Source organism: Lysobacter oryzae DSM 21044 (assembly GCF_059568595.1).
Window position 1 is genome coordinate 154945 of the sequence record NZ_JCANTQ010000011.1, and the last position, 17049, is coordinate 171993.

A 17049-nucleotide genomic window follows, 5' to 3' on the forward strand; every position below is an offset into this window, starting at 1 on the left:
TTCGCGGATCGCAGCGTTGCATGGGCGTCGCTACTGATCGCTTGCAATTACATAGCGCGCTATGTAATTTGCACGGCCATGGCCACCAAGTCCACCAGCGAAACCAAAACCGCCCGCGCCCTCAAGCTCGGCAACCAGCTGTGCTTCGCCCTGTACTCGACTTCGCTGGCGATGACCAAGATCTACCGCGCGCTGCTGGCCGAACTGGAACTGACCTATCCGCAGTATCTGGTGATGCTGGTCCTGTGGGAGAACGACGAGCTGACCGTGTCGGCGATCGGCGAGCGCCTGTTCCTGGACTCGGCCACGCTGACGCCATTGCTCAAGCGCCTTGAAGCCGCCGGCCTGGTCACGCGCGAACGCTCCGCGCAGGACGAGCGCCAGGTCGTCATCCGCCTCACCCGCGCCGGCAAGGCCCTGCAGGCGAAAGCCGCCGAAGTGCCGGAAGGCATCTTCTGCTCCGCAGGCCTGTCAAAGGAACAGCTCGTACCGCTCAAGGCGCAGCTGGAAGCCCTGCGCGCCAACCTCCACGCCAACGCAGCGGACTGACATCCCGCCGCATGCCAGGCCAGCCTTCCGCCCATTTAAGTAGTGCGCTATTCAATAGCCAATAGCCACATCGGAACCCGGCGACCGATCCCCCTTCGCCACCTCACCCACCCCATTAGGAACCCCACCATGCCCCTCGACAAAGTCCTCTACACCGCCACCGCCACTTCCACCGGCGGCCGCGAAGGCCGCGCCACTTCCTCCGACAGCGCGCTGGACATCCAGCTCTCCACGCCGCGCGAGCTGGGCGGCGCGGGCGGCCCCGGCACCAACCCGGAGCAGTTGTTCGCGGCCGGTTACTCCGCCTGCTTCATCGGCGCGTTGAAGGTCGTGGCCGCGCGCGAGAAGGTCGCCTTGCCGGCGGACACGTCGATCACCGGCCGCGTCGGGATCGGTCCGATCGCGAACGGCTTCGGCATCCAGGCCGAACTGCAGGTTTCGATCCCGGGCATGCCCCGTGACAGCGCCGAAGCGCTGGTCGCCCAGGCCCACCAGGTGTGCCCGTACTCCAACGCCACCCGCGGCAACATCGACGTCACCCTGACCGTCGTCTGAGCCCACGGCATCGCATGGAACGCGCGTGCGTTCCATGCGATGCGCACCGGCGCTGCGGACATGCCGCGGCGATCGGGGCAGCGGTTGGTAGACTTTGCCGCATGACCGAATTCATCCCCGTCGGCACCCGCTATGTCGACCTGCCCTCCCCGTTCGCGATGAAACGCGGCGGCGAACTCCGGAACGCACGCGTCGCCTATGAAACCTGGGGCGAGCTCAATGCCGCCCGCAACAACGCGATCCTGATCGTCACCGGCCTGTCGCCCGACGCGCATGCCGCCGCCAACGCCGCCAATCCCGAGGCCGGCTGGTGGGAAGCGATGCTCGGCCCGGGCAAGCCGATCGACAGCGATCGCTGGTTCGTGGTCTGCGTCAACTCGCTCGGCAGCTGCAAGGGCTCGACCGGGCCGGCCTCGATCGATCCCGCCACCGGCGAGGTGTACCGGTTGTCCTTCCCGGACCTGTCGGTGGAAGACGGCGCCAACGCCGCGGCGCATGTCGTGCACGCGCTCGGCATCGAGCGGCTTGCCTGCGTGATCGGCAACTCCATGGGCGGCATGACCGCGCTGGCGCTGCTGCAGCTGCATCCCGGCATCGCCCGTTCGCACATCAACATTTCCGGCGCGACCCGCGCGCTGCCGTTCTCGATCGCGATCCGCTCGCTGCAGCGCGAAGCCATCCGCCTGGATCCCGAATGGAACCACGGCAACTACACCGACGCGCACTACCCGGAGTCGGGCATGCGCATGGCGCGCAAGCTGGGCGTGGTGACCTATCGCTCGGCGCTGGAGTGGGACGGCCGCTTCGGCCGCGTCCGGCTGGAGTCCGATCGCCCCGACGAAGACCCCTTCGGCCTGGAATTCCAGGTCGAAAGCTACCTCGAAGGCCACGCGCGCCGCTTCGTGCGCCGCTACGACCCGAATTGCTACCTGTACCTGAGCCGCTCGATGGACTGGTTCGACCTGGGCGAGTACGCGGGCGGTGACGTGATGGCGGCGCTCTCCGGCATCCGCCTCGAGAAGGCGCTGGCGATCGGCGTGCACACCGACATCCTCTTCCCCCTGCAGCAGCAGGAGGAGATCGCCAACGGACTGCGCGCAGGCGGCGCGGACGCGGACTTCCTCCCGCTGGAGTCGCCGCAAGGGCACGACGCCTTCCTGGTCGACATCGAGCGCTTCGGCCCGGCCGTGCGCGGCTTCCTAGACCGGCTCTGAGCGCCGGCCGCGAACGGGGCGCTTCCGGCGGATCCGCGCGGAAATTTCTGGACCGGCGCCCCATGCCCGGACCCGGCCACCCGCTAGAATGGGTTATATGGACATGACGCATGATCATCAGCCCGACGCGCTGCCGGACCTCGACTTCCGGGGGCACGACAAGCTGGTCGCCGCCATCGACGCCGCCGTAGGCGCGGGCGACGAGCACGCCGTGACCGCCGCGTTGCGCAATGCGCTGTGCCGCATGATCCGCGACCGCGACGTTGAACTGCCCGCCTGCGTGCACGAGTCGATCCCGGACCATTACGCGCGCCGCGAGCTCTATCGCAGCCCGCGGCACGGCTACAGTGTCGTCGCCATGACCTGGGGTCCTGGCCAGGGCACGCCCGTGCACGATCACTCCGGCCTGTGGTGCGTGGAAGGCGTGTGGGACGGCGAACTGGAGATCGTCCAGTACGAGCTGCTGGAACGCGACGGCGACCGCTTCCACTTCCGCGCCGCGGGCGGCATGCATGCCGGCCCCGGCAGCGCGGGCAGCCTGATCCCGCCCCACGAGTACCACACCATCCGCAATGCCAGCGATCGCAACGTCGCGATCTCCCTGCATATCTACAAGGCGCCGATGGAATGCTGCTCGATGTTCGTCCCGCGCGAGGGCGAATGGTTCGTCCGCCAGGACAAGACCTTGGCCACCGACGCCACCGAATGATTGCGCGATGATGCCGGGCCCGCCCGGCATCGCTTTCTGTATGCCTGCTTCGACCGGGCGACGGCCCTGATGCATAGCGAAGGGATTCCATGCTGATCGACCTGCTGCTCGCCGCGCTGCACCACCTGCTGTTCTTCGCGTTGATCACCATGCTGGTGGCCGAATCGGTGCTGCTGCGCGGACCGGTCGATGCCACGGTGGTGCGTCGCCTGTCGCGCCTGGATGCCGGCTACGGCATGAGCGCGGGATTGCTGCTCGCGGTGGGCCTGCTGCGCGTCTTCCAGGGCGTAAAGGGCTACGACTTCTACCTGCACAACCCCTGGTTCCACGCCAAGCTGGGCTGTTTCGTGCTCGTGGGCCTGCTGTCGATCCTGCCGACGATCCGCTTCCTGCACTGGCGCAGGGCGGCGGCTGCGAATCCCGGCTTCGTACCCGATGCGGGCGAAGTGGCCGGCATGGCGCGCATCGTCCGGTTCGAGCTTGCGCTCGTCCCGGCAATCCTCGTTTTCGCCGCAATGATGGCCCGCTACGGCGGGTTCTGAGGCCCAATCCCGCTCCGCTCGGCTATACTGCGCGGCCGCGCCGGAATGGCGGAATCGGTAGACGCAGCGGACTCAAAATCCGCCGCCCTTAAAAGCGTGTGGGTTCGAGTCCCACTTCCGGCACCAACGTCGTCCCACAGGGCACCCAGCCCGGGGATCGCTCCCGAACACCCGCGCATGCCGCGGGTTTTTTGTTGCCTTGCGGCGGCTTCCCACCTGCCGCCGGCCTTTGACCGATTTCCGACAGGCACGCCCTGACCATCGGCGACCAGACCTTCTGGAGCCGGCCATGACTACGGAGCTGCGCTACGCGACGAGCAAGGTGCCCGAGGTGACCCTGGGCTTCTGGGTGCTCAAGGTGCTAGCCACCACTGTCGGCGAAACCGGCGGTGATGCGGTCTCGATGTCCATGGATCTCGGCTACCTGGTCGGCACCGGCATCTTCATGGTGGTTTTTGTGCTGGCCGTGGGCGCGCAGGTCGCGACCGAGCGCTTCCGGCCGTTCCTGTACTGGTTCACGATCATTGCGTCGACCACGGTGGGCACCACGCTGGCGGACTACGCCACCCGTTCGCTGGGCATCGGCTACCAGGGCGGGTCGCTGCTGCTTCTGGCCTTGCTGCTGGCGTCGTTGTTCGCGTGGTATCGAACCCTGGGCGCGATCGATCCGGCATCGATCCGCGGCACCGGCTCGGAAATCTTCTACTGGGTGACCATCATGTTCTCGCAGACGCTGGGTACGGCGTTGGGAGACTGGACGGCCGACACCGCGGGCCTGGGCTACACCGGGGCAGCCGCGATCTTCTCCGGATTGCTACTGCTGGTCGCTGCCGCCTATGCATGGACCCGGCTTTCGCACACGGCCCTGTTCTGGACCGCTTTCATCCTGACCCGCCCGCTGGGCGCCGCCGTGGGCGATTTGCTCGACAAGCCGCTGGCGAAGGGTGGCCTGGAACTGAGCCGCTATTCCGCCACCGGCGTGCTGCTGCTTCTGATCCTGTGCGGAATCCTCGTGCTGCCACAGCGGGCGGCGTCACGGGCGCACTGACGGCCTGCAATCCGGACATGCAAAGGGCCGCGTGCGCGGCCCTCTTGTCGTGCTGCTGAAAATCCTTCGGACATAGAGAAGGCCCAGTCTTCGAGGGTTGAGCCTCTAGTGGCTGAGCCTTCCGTTGCCGGAGCGGTTGCATCGAGTTTTTGAGGCTCGTTACTTGTTCTCCGACGCCTGCGAGGTTATCCCTTCGCCTGTTATTGCAGGATCAAGACAAGCTCAGGAATTAGGCGAGGAATCCTCCGCAACCCACGCCGCACGGCCTCCATGCCGCCACGGGCGCATTCAGCCGGCGAAGCGGCCCGCGCCCATGATCCCGAGGCAGGCCGCCACCAGCAGCAGCACCAACGCGATGGCGCTGGCCCAGGCCAGCAGGACACCCAGGACGCCCTTCCATTCCCGGCGCAACGCGAAGTAAGCCATCAGTGCCAGGGTCGGCGCGAACAGCAGCACCAGCGACACGATGCCTTCCAGCACCGGATTGCCGATGGACGCGAAGCCCGCGAACAGCGGAAACGCGACTCCCGCCCACAGGAAGGTGAAAGCGATCGCCGCCCAGCCCCAACCGAAGCCCAGCCACAAGCGGCTCCTTGGCACGCGGGCGATGCCTCCATTGCCAGGGCGCGACGACGGCGGTTCGTACGGCGAATTCATGCGTCGGCCTCCACCACGCGCTTGCCCGCGGGCGTGGTCGCCGGGCGGATCTCATCGCGAAGCTGCTGCAGGCGTTGCGCCTGCTCGTCGCGATAGAAAAGATTGAAGGTGTCGAACGGAATGATGCGTCCATCCGGTTGCGCGATGTGCACGCAGCTTTTCTTCACCGCGCGCAGGTCGAAACTGTGCGCATCGATGAACTGCATGATCAGCACGCGGAACACGTTGCGGTAGGTCCAGTCCTGCGGCGCCTGCACCTGCGGCAGGCAGCACAACAGGTCCGACAGCGAGCAGGCCTGGGATTCGGGTGAGTGGTTGGTGGCGAAAAGCTCGAACACCTTGGCGCGCAGGCCTTCGTCGCGTTCGACCACGATCGTGTTGCGCCCCGCCTCGACCAGGGTCTGCGGGCTCACGAAGCGGGTCAGCGGCACGATTTCGTTCCCGAGCTTGAGCGCGTACGCCATCGCCAGGCAGTCCGGGTTGCACGGCACCGGGATCAGGTCGTCGGCGGTGAATCGCGGCGTCTGCTCGAGGATGCGCCGGCGCACTTCGGTCAGGGTCAGGCGATGCCGGGCGGGGTCGAAGTTCTCGTTGCGGCCCGCATCCTGGATCGGCTGGAAGGTCACGCCACGCACGCACGGCTGCTGCAGGGCGAAGTCGATGATCTCGCCGAGTTCGCCGTCGTTGAGGCCCTTCTTCACCGTGACCACCAGCGTGGTCGAGATGTCGTGGCGGTTGAGGTGCTCCAGGGCCCGCAGGCGGATGTCGCGCAGGCGCGCGCCCCGCAGTTCCTGGTGCACTTCGTCACGCAGCGAATCGAACTGCAGGTACAGCTCGAATCCAGGCTGGTACTGGGCAAGCCGCGCGGCGAATTCCGGCTCCTTGGCGATGCGCAGGCCGTTGGTGTTGACCATGAGGTGGCGGATCGGACGCCGCCGGGCCGCATCGAGCACCTCGAAGAACTGCGGGTGCAGCGTCGGTTCGCCGCCGGAGAGTTGCACGACGTCGGGCTCGCCTTCGTTCGCGACCACGGCGTCGAGCATGCGCTCGATCGTGGCGAGGTCGCGGAAACCGGTCCGGTGCGGACCCGACCCCGCGTAGCAGACGGGACATTTCAGGTTGCAGTGATCGGTCAGCTCGACCAGCGTCAGGCAGCTGTGCTGCATGTGCTCGGGGCACAGGCCACAGTCGTAGGGACAGCCCCAGTGCTGCGGCGTGTTGAAGCGCAGCGGCATTTCCGGCGGCTTGATGAAGACCTCGCGCGCCTTGCGGTAGTACGCCGCGTCGTCGGCTACGAGCACGCGTTCCCGGCCGTGCTCAGGGCACCACTTTTCCAGGAACACGTCGTCGCCCTTGATCAGGATCTTCGCCTCCACGCGGCGCAGGCAGGTTGCGCACACCGATACCGCGCTGTCGTAGAACAGATACGGTCGCACCTTCCCTGTCATCGCAGCACCGCCCTCCCCAGGCGTGGAATGTCGCGAGCGTAATACAGCAGGCCGGCAACGCACAGCAATTGCAGGCCTGAGAGCGCGCCGAAGTAGACCGCGGGCATCGGCTTGAGGAAGTCCAGTGCAAGCCGGAACACGAGGTAACAAGCGAGGAAGACGCGGAACGCATCGCCCTCGCGCTCGAACCTGCCTCGATGCCGCCACAGGACGGCGCCGAGGCCCGCAAGAAAAACGATCTCGTAGAGCGGCGACGGATGCCGGGCCACGCCGTCGCCGAAGTCGACACCCCACGGCAGCGACGTCGGCGCGCCCGCGGTCCCGTCGGACAGTGCGGTCAGCGCGCACCCGATGCGGCCGATCACCATCGCCACGAGCAACGCAGGCCACATCAGGTCGCCGGTCGAACGGCGCACGCCTGCAGCCAGCTTGCCCGTTTCGACACCGACGAGTCCGCCCAGCAACGCACCCACGATCGATTTCCCGCCCAGCAACGCGCGCCAGTCAGGGAAGTGCGCGAACGCCGTGCCTGGGTCGTACAGCCAGTACGCCAGCTTTGAACCCAGCGCCGCTCCCACTGCCGCGAAGACGATGACAATGAGGTTGCTGTCGCGGTCGGCGAGCGCGTAATCAGACCTTTGCCCGCGCAGCGCCAGGTACACGCGGAAACCGATCGCGTAGGCCAGCATCTCGAGCACCCAGTGCACCCATGCGGGCTGCTGGAACAACGTTCCCGCGATCACGCCCAGGGCCACCAGCCGCGGCCCGTCTGTGCGTAACGGTCGGCCGCGCGCTCGAAGCGATTGCGTACGCTGATTCCGCCGCAAAGCAGGTAAAGCGGCAGGAACAGCACGCCGAGGGCCATGTATTGGTAGACGTGGGCGCGCTCATGGTCGACCAGCAGGATCGGCGCTTCGTGGCGATGGCCGGCGCGGTGCGCGTAGGTCACGCAGGTCGAATCGAGCGTGTCGCCCGTATGCAGGATGACATTGCCGAGAGTAAGCGCACCGCCCGGCCCCCAGGGCCAGCGATGGAATACGACGGCGAGGTCACGCGGACGCCAGTGCGCATGCGCGCCGAACGCCAGCCCCGCCAGGCCGGCCACGAGCCCGAGCACGGTGTTGGGCAACGCCCATGCCATGCCGATCGACACCAGCACGCCGCGCAGAACTGGGTTCAACTGCCCTCTTCCGGGATCAGCAGCCAGAGGATGAGGTAGACGATGATGCCGGGGAATGCCGCCGATGCGATCGAGAGCAGCACGTACAGCACGCGCACCAGCGTGGGGTTCCAGCCGAAGCGCTTGGCGATGCCGCCCATCACGCCGGCGAGGATGCGGTCGTCGCGGGAGCGGGAAAGCGTGCGTGGGGCGTTCATCCGATCCCTCCTCCAAATGCCTGCGGCGAGTCTAGCGCGCGGTCAGTGCGCGTTGCGATCACGCCTTCGCAGTTCCAGCAGCCGGGCGCGCAGCCATTGCGCCGACGATACGACCGGTCGTCCTGGACAGCGGACCTCGTAGGCGCGCCCGCTCAGGCTGCTTTGCGTGCCCGCGCGCTCGATGAACTGCTCGGCGCTGGCGACCATGTCGCGCTTGCGCAACCAGTCGTACTTGCGGCGCAGGTGATCCTGCGCCTTCTTCGCGGGGTACCAGCTGCCGTTGCGCTGGAACTCGCAACCCGAGGCGCCCAAGGCGCCGATCAGGCCGTCGATCTCGCGTGCCGCGCGCGGAGGCGGCGCGGCGGCCGCCGGAAGCGCCAGCAGCAGGCCAAGGACCATTGCAGGAAGCCGGTTCATGTGCGAAGCCTGGCGTGCGCCCGCTGAATCCGTCCTATCGCGACCGCTGCGCCAGCCAGTCGTGGATGGCGGTCGGCACTTCGCGCTGGGCACGGCTGCTGACGTAGATGCCGATGTGGCCGCCCTTGAACGACAGCTCGCTGTAGTCGTCGGTGCCGACGAGTTCCTTGAGCGCCTTCGATGCGGCCGGCGGGACCAGGTGATCCTGCTCGGCATAGATGTTCAGTACCGGCATGTCGACATGCCCCAGGTCCACCGGGCGTCCGCCGATCTCGATGCCGCCCTTGACGAAGCCGTTGCGCTGGTAGAACTGCGTCACGAACTGGCGGAAGGCCTCGCCCGCCTGGTCGGGCGAGTCGAAGATCCACTTCTCCATGCGCAGGAAGTCTTCGAGCGCCTGTTTGTTGTCGAGGATGTCGACCATGCCCACGTACTTCTGCACGAACAGCCGCCACGGCTTGAGCGTGAGGTAGGTCCAGTTCATCAGGTCGGCCGGCACGTTGCCGAGCGTGTCGACGAAGGCATCGACGTCGAGGCCGCGGACCCAGTTCGACAGCATGTTGTCGCTGCTGTGGAAGTCCACCGGCGTCACCATGGTGACGAGGTTGCGGACCTTGTTCGGATTGAGCGCGGCGTAACACAGCGAGAACGCGCCACCCTGGCAGATGCCGAGCAGGTTGATCGCGTCCATGCGGTATTCGCGCCGCAGATGGTCGACCGCCCCGCCGAGGAAACGCTGGATGTAATCCTCCAGGTCCAGGTAGCGGTCGGACCGGTCCGGGTAGCCCCAGTCGAGCACGAACACGTCCTCGCCGCGCTCGAGCAGGCCGCGCACGATCGACTTGTCGTTCTGCAGGTCGACCATGTACGGCCGGTTCACCAGCGCGTAGCTGATCAGCAGCGGGACCTTGGCGGTCGGCGCCTTCTCGCCCTTGAAGCGGTACAGCGCCACCTTGCCATCGCGCCAGACTTCCTCGCGCGCGGTCGCGCCGTAGCTCACGTCCTCGACTTCGTGCAGCGTGTCCAGGCCGGAGCGCAGCTTGGCCTGCATCTGCATCGCTTCCTGCGCCAGCGCATCCGGGGTGAAGTTGAAAGGACCGTGCAGATCGGGACGATTCATGCGCGTGCTCCCTTCTTCTTCGCCGGGGCCTTGCCCGCGGAGGATTTGGCCGCCTTCGGCGTGGCGGCAGCAACCGGCTCATCCGCGGTGCGCGAAGCGGAGCTGTGCTCCTGCATCGCATCGCGCAGGCGCCGCAGCTCGCGCTCGAGCTGCACGATCTTGCGGTGCGCGGCGTCGATCTCGGTGCGGGTCGGGATGCCGAGCTGGTTGCAGTACTGCTCGACCTCGCGCTGCAGGCCGGCGCGGACCTTCATCTGCGCATTGAGGAATTCGCCATACACCTCGCGGAAGCGCGGCGACAGCGCGATCTCGGCGTACGCATCTTCGGCGGCGTCGATCCACAGGTCGAACAGCGCGCGCGCCGAGGTGAGCTGGCGGCCGGGCTCGCTGCGTTCGGCCAGCTTGTCCTCGAAGCGGCGGAACGCGAGTTGCGTGGCCTCGGCCATCAGCGCGTTGTAGGCGTTGCTCTTTTCCTGGTAGTCCAGCTGCGCCTGCGCGAGCGCCTGCCAGCGCTCCTGGTGCTCACGGGCGAAGCCGAACGCCGGCAGGCCCAGCCAGCTGCGACCATCGCGCTGCATGGCCTGCAGCATCGGCGCCATCTGCTCCATCCATTGGTCGACGCCATGCTGGCCCGGGCCCGGCATGCCCCTGAACATGTCGGCGAACGCATTGGCGCCGTTCGCGCCGAGCATGCGCTGCCAGGCCGCAACGATATCGGTGGGCTGCGCGCTGGTTCCGGCGAACTGCGCGGCCAGTTGCTGCATCTGTCCCAGCCACTGCTGGGCCTGCGAGTTGAGGCGGTTGACCGCATCGTCGGCGCCGCTGGCCGGTTGCGTCGCGCCCTTGGCGAGCTGCGACCACCAGCCCAGCGCATCGTTCCAGTTGGGAACGGCCGGCTGGGACGGCTTGCCGCCAGTCCGCATCGCCTCGCCCCACGCGCCCCAATACTGGCGCGCGAGCTGCTCAAACTCGTCGAATCCGCTGGCCATTCCACGTTCCTCCGTCAGGGCGACGGATGATAACGCCGTGGTTGTTGCAACTGCGCAGCGAGGACGCTTACGGCTTGGGAATCCGCAGCGTCTTGCTGATCATCAGCGAGCCCGACAGCGCGAACAGCAGCACCAGCGGATGGAACTGCCACGGGCCCAGCTGGACCATGCCCAGCCACAGGTTCTCGCCGATGGCGCCCTGCCACGCGGCGACGGCCAGCACCACGACCAGCAGCAGGCTGGTCGGAATCGGCGTGCCCTCGAAATACTTGACCTTGTCGCCGCCGCCCGACAATTGCTCGGCGGTGACGTTGTAGCGCGCCAGGCGGCTGACGCCGCAACCGACGAAATAGCTCAGCACCGCCCAGTCCCAGCCGCCCTGCAGCCCGCAGGCGTAGGCGAGCGCGGCAGGCGCGACCCCGAAGGAAATGACATCCGCCAGCGAATCCAGCTCGCGCCCGAGCGTGGAGGAAGACTGCCGCCAGCGCGCCACGCGTCCGTCAACCGCGTCGAAAACGAATGCCACCGGGATCAGCGCCATCCCGACCAGCAGGTCGCGGACCACGCCGTCCTGCAGGAAGCGCATCGCCGCGAAAATCGCGCCGGTGCCACAGAAGGCGTTGGCCAAGGTGAACCAGTCGGCCAGGTGGAAGCCGCGGATCATGGAGAAGTGGCGGCGCTGGGAATTGGGGTTGCTCATGGGGACGATGCTGCCAAGCGCGCGCCGCCGCGGCAAGCGGCGCAGGAACGCGAACCCGGCAAGGGTACGCCGCTACACTTCCGCCGTGCCTTCACAGCCCCCCGCTCCCCGGAAAATCGTGCACGTCGACATGGATGCGTTCTACGCCTCCGTCGAGCAGCGCGACGACCCATCCCTGCGCGGCAAGCCCGTCGTCGTGGCCTGGCGCGGCGCGCGCTCGGTGGTGTGCGCGGCAAGCTACGAGGCGCGCAGGTTCGGCGTGCGCTCGGCGATGCCGGCGGTGCGCGCGGAACGCCTGTGCCCGCAGGCGATCTTCGTGCCGCCGGACTTCACCCGCTACAAGGCCGTGTCGAGGCAGGTGCGCGAGATCTTCGCGCGCCACACGGACCTGATCGAGCCGCTGTCGCTGGACGAGGCCTACCTGGACGTCACCACGACCAAGACCGGCTTGCCGACCGCCACCGCCACAGCCGAGGCGATCCGCGCGGCGATCCGCGACGAGACGCTGCTCACCGCTTCGGCCGGGATCGCCCCGAACAAGTTCCTCGCCAAGATCGCCAGCGACTGGCGCAAGCCGGACGGGCAGTTCGTGATTCGCCCGCACCAGGTGCTCGCCTTCCTGGAACCGCTGCCGGTGGGCCGCCTGCCGGGCGTGGGCAAGGTGATGGAAGCCAAGCTCGCCCAACTGGGCGTGACCACCGTCGGCGACCTGCGCGCGTTGCGGGTGGAAGAACTGGAACGGCGCTTCGGCCGCTGGGGACACCGCCTGCACGACCTCTCGCTGGGCATCGACGACTACCCGGTCCAGAGCGAACGGCCGACGATGCAGATCTCGGCGGAGGACACGTTCGAGCACGACCTGCTGCTGGAGGAACTGGAACCGCACATCCGCCGGCTCGCCGAAAAGACCTGGGCCGGCTACGAACGCGAGCGCGCGTCGGATCACGGCCGCCTCGCGCGCACCGTCGTGCTCAAGCTCAAGACCTCGGACTTCCGCACCCTGACCCGCAGCCTGACGCCGGCTTCGCGCCCCGGATCGCTGCAGGACCTCGCCGATATCGCGTGTGACCTGCGCGCACGCGTCGAGCTGCCGAGCCGGACGCGCTACCGGCTGGTAGGTGTCGGACTCTCGGGGTTCATCCAGCAGGACAGCGCGGCGGCGCAGGACGACCTGTTCGGCTGATGCCGCCGCGGGCGGCGTCCTCCTCCGCGCAATCGACAGGAAGGACGACGCCCTGGGTCGCGCCGGCGTCACCAGATGACGACGCGCTTGTCGCCCGTGCGCACCATCGGGTCGCCTTCCTTGCAGCGGAATGCCGCCGCGTACTCCGGCATGTTGGACGGCGGCGCCACCGCGCGGAAGTTCGCCGGCGCGTGCGGGTTGGACGCCACCAGCACCTTCAGCGATTCCGGCGTCATCGTGCTGCGCCAGCTCAGGGCGTAGCTGGCGAAGAAGCGCTGGTCGCGCGTCATGCCTTCGACCATCGGATCGGGCGTGTTGCCGGCAGCCTTCTTCATCGCGTCGTAGGCGATCTCGATGCCGCCCAGGTCGGCGATGTTCTCGCCCAGGGTCAGGCGGCCGTTGACCTTCGTGCCCGGCAGCGCCTCGTAGCCATTGAACTGCTGCACCAGCTTCTCGCTGCGGTCCGCGAAGCCCTTGGCATCGGCTGGCGTCCACCAGTTCTCGAAATTGCCGCTGGGGCCGAAACGGCTGCCCTGGTCGTCGTAGCCGTGCATCAGCTCGTGGCCGATCGTGGCGCCGGTGTTGCCGTAATTGAGCGCGTCGTCCGACTTGGGGTCGAACAGCGGCGGCTGCAGGATCGCCGCCGGGAACACGACCTCGTTGAGCTGCGGGTTGTAGTAGGCATTCACAGTCTGCGGGCTCATCCCCCACTCGCTGCGGTCCACCGGCTTGCCGATCTTGGCGAGGTTCCAGCGATAGTTGAACTCGTTGGCGGCCAGCACGTTGCCGATGTAGCTGTCGCGGCTGGTCTCCAGTCCCGACCAGTCGCGCCAGCGGTCCGGATAGCCGATCTTGGGCGTGAACGTCGCCCACTTCGCCAGCGCCTTCTGCCGCGTGGCATCGCCCATCCACTCCAGCTTCTCCAGGCGCGCCTTCAGCACGTCGCGCATGTTCTGGACCATGTCCAGCACCTTGGCCTTGGATTCGGGCGGGAACGTCGCCTGCACGTAGAGCTGGCCCATTGCCTCGCCGGCCTGGCGGTTGATGGTGCCGAGCACGCGCTTCCACGGCTCCTGGATTTCCTTCTGCCCGTTGAGCGCCTTGTTGTGGAATTCGAAGTACTGCCGGGCGAAATCGTCGCTGAGGAAACGCGCGGCGTCGTCGACCATGTGGAAGCGCAGATAGCTCTTCCACGTCGCGACCGGCACGTCGGCCAGCATGCGGTCGAACTCCTGCTGGAACGCCGGCATCGCCAGCGAGAACATCTCCGGCGCCTCCACGTCCTGGGCGGCGAAGAATTCGCTCCACGCGAAATGCGGGGTGAGCTTGTCGGCCTCGGCGACCGAGACCGGGTGGTAATACAGCGCGGTGTCGCGCGAGAGTTCCTCGCTCGACTTCGACACCTTGGCCAGGCGCGTCTCGAACGCGAGCACGTCCTTGGCCTGCGTGGCCGCGTCGGCGGCGGTCACGCCCGACAGCTCCAGCAACCTGGCGACATGCGCCTGGTAGGCGGCGCGCGCCTGCTTCTTGTCGGCATCGAAGTAGTAGCTGCGATCGGGCAGGCCCAGGCCATCCTGGGTGACGTAGGCGATGTTGACGCTGGAATCCTTGAAATCCGGGCTGGGACCGAAGCTGAAGACGTAGCCCTCGCCCTTGGCGAACGACTGCCGCAGGAACTCGGCCACGTCCGCGCCATCGGCCAGCGCATCGACCGCGGCGAGCCGCGCCTGCAGCGGCCCGATGCCCTGCGCGTTGCGCTTGCCGGCATCCATGCCGGTCGCCCACAGGTCGCCCACGATTTTCTCGGCGTCGCTGCCGCTGCTGCTCGCGGCGTGTTCGGCCAGTTGGTGCTGGACCGCGAGCGAGCGTTCGCTCATGGCCTCGTACAGGCCCCAGTCGGTGCGATCGGCGGGGATCGGATTGGCCGCCTTCCACTTGCCGTTGACGTACGCGTCGAGGTCGGCGCATGCGCCCTTGCCGGGATCGAGGTCGCTGGCGGCGAAGCCCGGCACCTGCGGCAACCTGCTTTCGTCGAGCTTGAACGCAGGCACGCGGGTGGATGCCTGCGCTTCGGATGCGGCATGCCTGCCGGCATCGCAACCGGCCAGGGCAAGGACGCCGGCGACGCAGCCGGCGACCAGTGGTTTGAGCGGGGGAACGGCCATGAAGTTCTCCGTGGATGGTCCGGTAGGCCGCAGGGCTCGAGGCCCTGTGGCAGGCCATGCGGTGCGCCTGCCGCAGGGCTCGAGGCCCTGTGGCAGGCCATGCGGTGCGCCTGGAACCTAGCAGCTGCGCTCCCGGACACGCATGTGACGTTAGGGCTAGTCCAGGAATGCGAAACGCCCGTCAAGAACGGGCGCTGGGCAGGATCGTCCGGCGTCGCCGCCGTTCAGCGCAGCCTGCCTTCCAGGAAGATGTCGCGCGCCGCAACGCCGAGGTCGGGTTGGTCGATGAAGAAGCCTTGCACCCCGAGCCCGTAGAGCTGCACGGCTTCGTCAATCACCGGCTGCTTGATCCCTGTTGGCGCCTGCGCCAGGCAAGGCTCTTCCGCGCGCAGGGTGTAGGGATGGACCACCAGCCCAGCCTCGAGCGCATGCGCCAGTAACGGGGGCCTCAGTCCGGCATTGCGCGTCCGCTGCGGGTCGCCGTGGCCATCGGCATCGGCCTTCGGCGTGGGTCCACCGCGCGGCAGCAGGTTCGCTTTCGAGGGACCGATGCCGCTGGCGTAGTTCGCCTTCATCCATCGCAGGCCAGCCTCGGTGGCCAGCGCCTGGTAAAGCGTGCCCGCATCGATGCCGCCGATTGCCGCGGGCAGTTCGCCATACACGGCCGCGAGGTCGGCGTGATTGGCGATGTTCCAGCGGAAATCGTACGGACCGGTCGAGTGGATCTCGCCGAACAGCTGCACCAGCGGGAAGTCCACTCCCGCCGCAGGCATGATCGACTTTCTCAGTTCGATCAGGTTGGCGACTTCGAAGCTCTGGATGAAGACGCGCCGCGGATCCGTGAAGCCCTCGGCGACCAGCGTGTCCACGAGCTTGCGTCCGAGCGGGACCCCGATCGGATTGCCGTCCAGGCGCCGGCCCTCGCTGGCGAAGTAGGTTGGATGCTTGGTCTCCGGGTACACGCCGACCACGTGGCCCTCGCGGCTTTCGGCCTTGGCCAGGCGCACGACCTCCGCGAACGTCGGGATCTGGTACAAGCCGTCGAAGCGGGTGTTGGCCGGCCGCACCGCGGGAATGCGCTCCCTGGCCCGCAAGGTCTTCAACTCGGCCAGGGTGAAGTCTTCGGTGAACCAGCCTGTCATCGCCGCACCGTCGACGAGTTTGGTGGCGCGCCGGTTGGCGAACTCGGGATGCAAGGCGACATCGGTGGTGCCCGAGATCTCGTTCTCGTGGCGCGCGACCAGCACGCCGTCCTTTGTCGCCACCAGGTCCGGCTCGATGAAGTCGGCACCCTGGCGGATCGCGAGGCGATACGACTCCAGCGTGTGCTCGGGCCGGTAACCGCTCGCGCCGCGATGGCCGATCACGATCAGGCCCTGGTGGTCGGTGCGATGAACTGGCGTCACGGCATGGGCGTCCCTGGCGAACGCCGCCGGAGCAAGCGCCATGACGGCGCGGGCCACGCAGGCGGCAAGCAGCTTGCCGCGCATGATGAACCTCTTTCGCAAGCCGCGGGAATGCCGGCTTCCCCGTCGGAGGCAGATCGTCGATGGCGTAGGTTGCGGGAGGCCGGCCGCGGCGAGTGATGCCGCGGCAAGTGCAGCGCCGTCATGAATCGGCCAGCGCCTGCAGGTCGCGCACGAAGGACGCGTACGCGGCACGGCGCGACTCCGCGTCGCGCTGGCGCAGCACATACGACGGATGCACGGTGGCCAGCACCCGCACTCCATTCGCCAGTTCCTGCCACTGCCCGCGCTGGCGCATGAGGCCGAACCTGCTGCCGAGGATCGCCTTGGCGGCGATCGCTCCCAGGCAGACGATCACCTGCGGACGGATGCGCGCCAGCTCGCCCTCCAGCCATGCGCGACAGGCCTTCTGCTGCCCGGGGTCGGGACTGCGGTGCAGGCGCACCTTGCCGCGCTGCTCGAAGCGGAAATGCTTCACCGCATTCGTGACATACATCGCGCCGCGATCGATGCCCAGCTCCTCGAGCGCACGGTCGAAGAGTTTGCCGGCCGGACCGACGAATGGCCGTCCGCTGAGGTCTTCCTGGTCGCCCGGCTGCTCGCCGATCACCACGATGCGCGCACGCGCCGGACCTTCGCCGAACACCGTCTGCGTCGCCGGCTTCCACAAGTCGCAGCGCTTGCAGGCAAGCGCGGCATCGCGCAGCGCCGCGAGGCTGTTGTCGACCGGCTCGGGCGCACTGCCCTCGGGCACGGCCCGCGCGTTGGGCGGGCGACGGGGACGCTTGCTGGCCATGGCGGCATTTTCGGCCGCTCGGCGTGGAGGCGCCGTGGCGCGACACACCCCGAACGGTGCCGCCCGTCGCGGGCCGTGCATTCGCTATGATCGCGGCGGACCGTCCCAGGGGAA

The 17049-nt window shown here is 67.6% G+C and carries 18 protein-coding genes, 1 tRNA gene and 1 pseudogene; 8 read left to right on the top strand and 12 right to left on the bottom strand.

From position 1 onward, the window contains the following. Positions 1-78 precede the first annotated feature (78 nt). From BP05_RS08990 to BP05_RS09020, 7 genes are all read left to right on the top strand, one after another. On the top strand, positions 79-549 hold the full coding sequence (locus BP05_RS08990; protein ID WP_496362606.1) for a MarR family winged helix-turn-helix transcriptional regulator: 471 nt from the start codon (positions 79-81) through the stop codon (positions 547-549). Between the two features lie 129 nt (positions 550-678). Next, the gene (locus BP05_RS08995) at positions 679-1104 is read left to right on the top strand and encodes an organic hydroperoxide resistance protein (RefSeq protein ID WP_496362608.1); all 426 of its coding nucleotides are present in this window, start codon (positions 679-681) and stop codon (positions 1102-1104) included. A gap of 101 nt (positions 1105-1205) precedes the next feature. Beyond that, positions 1206-2318, top strand: coding sequence for a homoserine O-acetyltransferase MetX (gene metX, locus BP05_RS09000; RefSeq protein ID WP_496362610.1), 1113 nt, complete (start codon positions 1206-1208; stop codon positions 2316-2318). 103 nt (positions 2319-2421) lie between these two features. After that, on the top strand, positions 2422-3027 hold the full coding sequence (locus BP05_RS09005) for a cysteine dioxygenase family protein (protein ID WP_496362612.1): 606 nt from the start codon (positions 2422-2424) through the stop codon (positions 3025-3027). Positions 3028-3116: 89 nt separating this feature from the next. Continuing rightward, positions 3117-3569 (top strand): DUF2214 family protein, encoded by a 453-nt coding sequence (locus tag BP05_RS09010; protein WP_496362614.1) that lies wholly within the window; start codon positions 3117-3119, stop codon positions 3567-3569. Positions 3570-3608: 39 nt separating this feature from the next. Continuing rightward, positions 3609-3695, top strand: a tRNA-Leu gene (locus tag BP05_RS09015). 163 nt (positions 3696-3858) lie between these two features. Beyond that, on the top strand, positions 3859-4617 hold the full coding sequence (locus BP05_RS09020; protein WP_496362616.1) for a COG4705 family protein: 759 nt from the start codon (positions 3859-3861) through the stop codon (positions 4615-4617). Between the two features lie 288 nt (positions 4618-4905). Here BP05_RS09020 and BP05_RS09025 read toward each other — a convergent pair whose 3' ends face one another. From BP05_RS09025 to BP05_RS09065, 9 genes are all read right to left on the bottom strand, one after another. After that, positions 4906-5274: a hypothetical protein gene (locus BP05_RS09025; RefSeq protein ID WP_496362617.1), complete on the bottom strand. Its 369-nt coding sequence runs from the start codon at positions 5272-5274 to the stop codon at positions 4906-4908. Continuing rightward, entirely contained in the window at positions 5271-6722 is a 1452-nt protein-coding gene (locus BP05_RS09030) for a radical SAM protein (RefSeq protein WP_496362618.1), read from the bottom strand. Before BP05_RS09030 ends, BP05_RS09025 begins: the two co-directional genes overlap by 4 nt. After that, positions 6719-7465 carry a prolipoprotein diacylglyceryl transferase gene (locus BP05_RS09035; protein ID WP_496362620.1) on the bottom strand — a complete coding sequence of 249 codons (747 nt, stop codon included), beginning with the start codon at positions 7463-7465 and terminating at the stop codon, positions 6719-6721. The genes BP05_RS09030 and BP05_RS09035 overlap by 4 nt, the downstream gene beginning before the upstream one ends. Then, positions 7462-7863, bottom strand: a complete 402-nt coding sequence (locus BP05_RS09040; RefSeq protein ID WP_496363138.1) for a hypothetical protein — start codon at positions 7861-7863, stop codon at positions 7462-7464. Before BP05_RS09040 ends, BP05_RS09035 begins: the two co-directional genes overlap by 4 nt. 35 nt (positions 7864-7898) lie before the next feature. Beyond that, the gene (locus BP05_RS09045; RefSeq protein ID WP_496362622.1) at positions 7899-8099 is read right to left on the bottom strand and encodes a PspC domain-containing protein; all 201 of its coding nucleotides are present in this window, start codon (positions 8097-8099) and stop codon (positions 7899-7901) included. A 42-nt stretch (positions 8100-8141) separates the two neighbouring features. Next, positions 8142-8516 (bottom strand): YfeK family protein, encoded by a 375-nt coding sequence (locus BP05_RS09050; RefSeq protein ID WP_496362624.1) that lies wholly within the window; start codon positions 8514-8516, stop codon positions 8142-8144. A 34-nt stretch (positions 8517-8550) separates the two neighbouring features. Next, positions 8551-9636: a class III poly(R)-hydroxyalkanoic acid synthase subunit PhaC gene (locus tag BP05_RS09055; RefSeq protein WP_496362626.1), complete on the bottom strand. Its 1086-nt coding sequence runs from the start codon at positions 9634-9636 to the stop codon at positions 8551-8553. After that, positions 9633-10625: a class III poly(R)-hydroxyalkanoic acid synthase subunit PhaE gene (gene phaE, locus BP05_RS09060; RefSeq protein ID WP_496362628.1), complete on the bottom strand. Its 993-nt coding sequence runs from the start codon at positions 10623-10625 to the stop codon at positions 9633-9635. The genes BP05_RS09055 and phaE overlap by 4 nt, the downstream gene beginning before the upstream one ends. A 67-nt stretch (positions 10626-10692) precedes the next feature. Then, complete coding sequence (locus BP05_RS09065; RefSeq protein WP_496362630.1) at positions 10693-11325, bottom strand: CDP-alcohol phosphatidyltransferase family protein; 633 nt, start codon at positions 11323-11325, stop codon at positions 10693-10695. An 85-nt stretch (positions 11326-11410) separates the two neighbouring features. Here BP05_RS09065 and dinB point away from each other — a divergent pair, with 85 nt between their 5' ends. Then, positions 11411-12508 carry a DNA polymerase IV gene (gene dinB, locus BP05_RS09070; protein WP_496362632.1) on the top strand — a complete coding sequence of 366 codons (1098 nt, stop codon included), beginning with the start codon at positions 11411-11413 and terminating at the stop codon, positions 12506-12508. Between the two features lie 68 nt (positions 12509-12576). Here the strand turns inward: dinB and BP05_RS09075 are convergent, their stop codons facing one another. The 3 genes and pseudogenes from BP05_RS09075 to BP05_RS09085 all read right to left on the bottom strand — a co-directional run. After that, a complete protein-coding gene (locus BP05_RS09075) occupies positions 12577-14673 on the bottom strand; it encodes a M13 family metallopeptidase (protein ID WP_496362634.1) in 2097 nt (698 codons plus the stop codon). A 224-nt stretch (positions 14674-14897) separates the two neighbouring features. After that, positions 14898-16163: a glycerophosphodiester phosphodiesterase family protein gene (locus BP05_RS09080; RefSeq protein WP_496362636.1), complete on the bottom strand. Its 1266-nt coding sequence runs from the start codon at positions 16161-16163 to the stop codon at positions 14898-14900. 118 nt (positions 16164-16281) lie between these two features. Beyond that, positions 16282-16935 (bottom strand): annotated as a pseudogene (locus BP05_RS09085) (UdgX family uracil-DNA binding protein); the annotation flags it as partial. Positions 16936-17049: the final 114 nt, after the last annotated feature.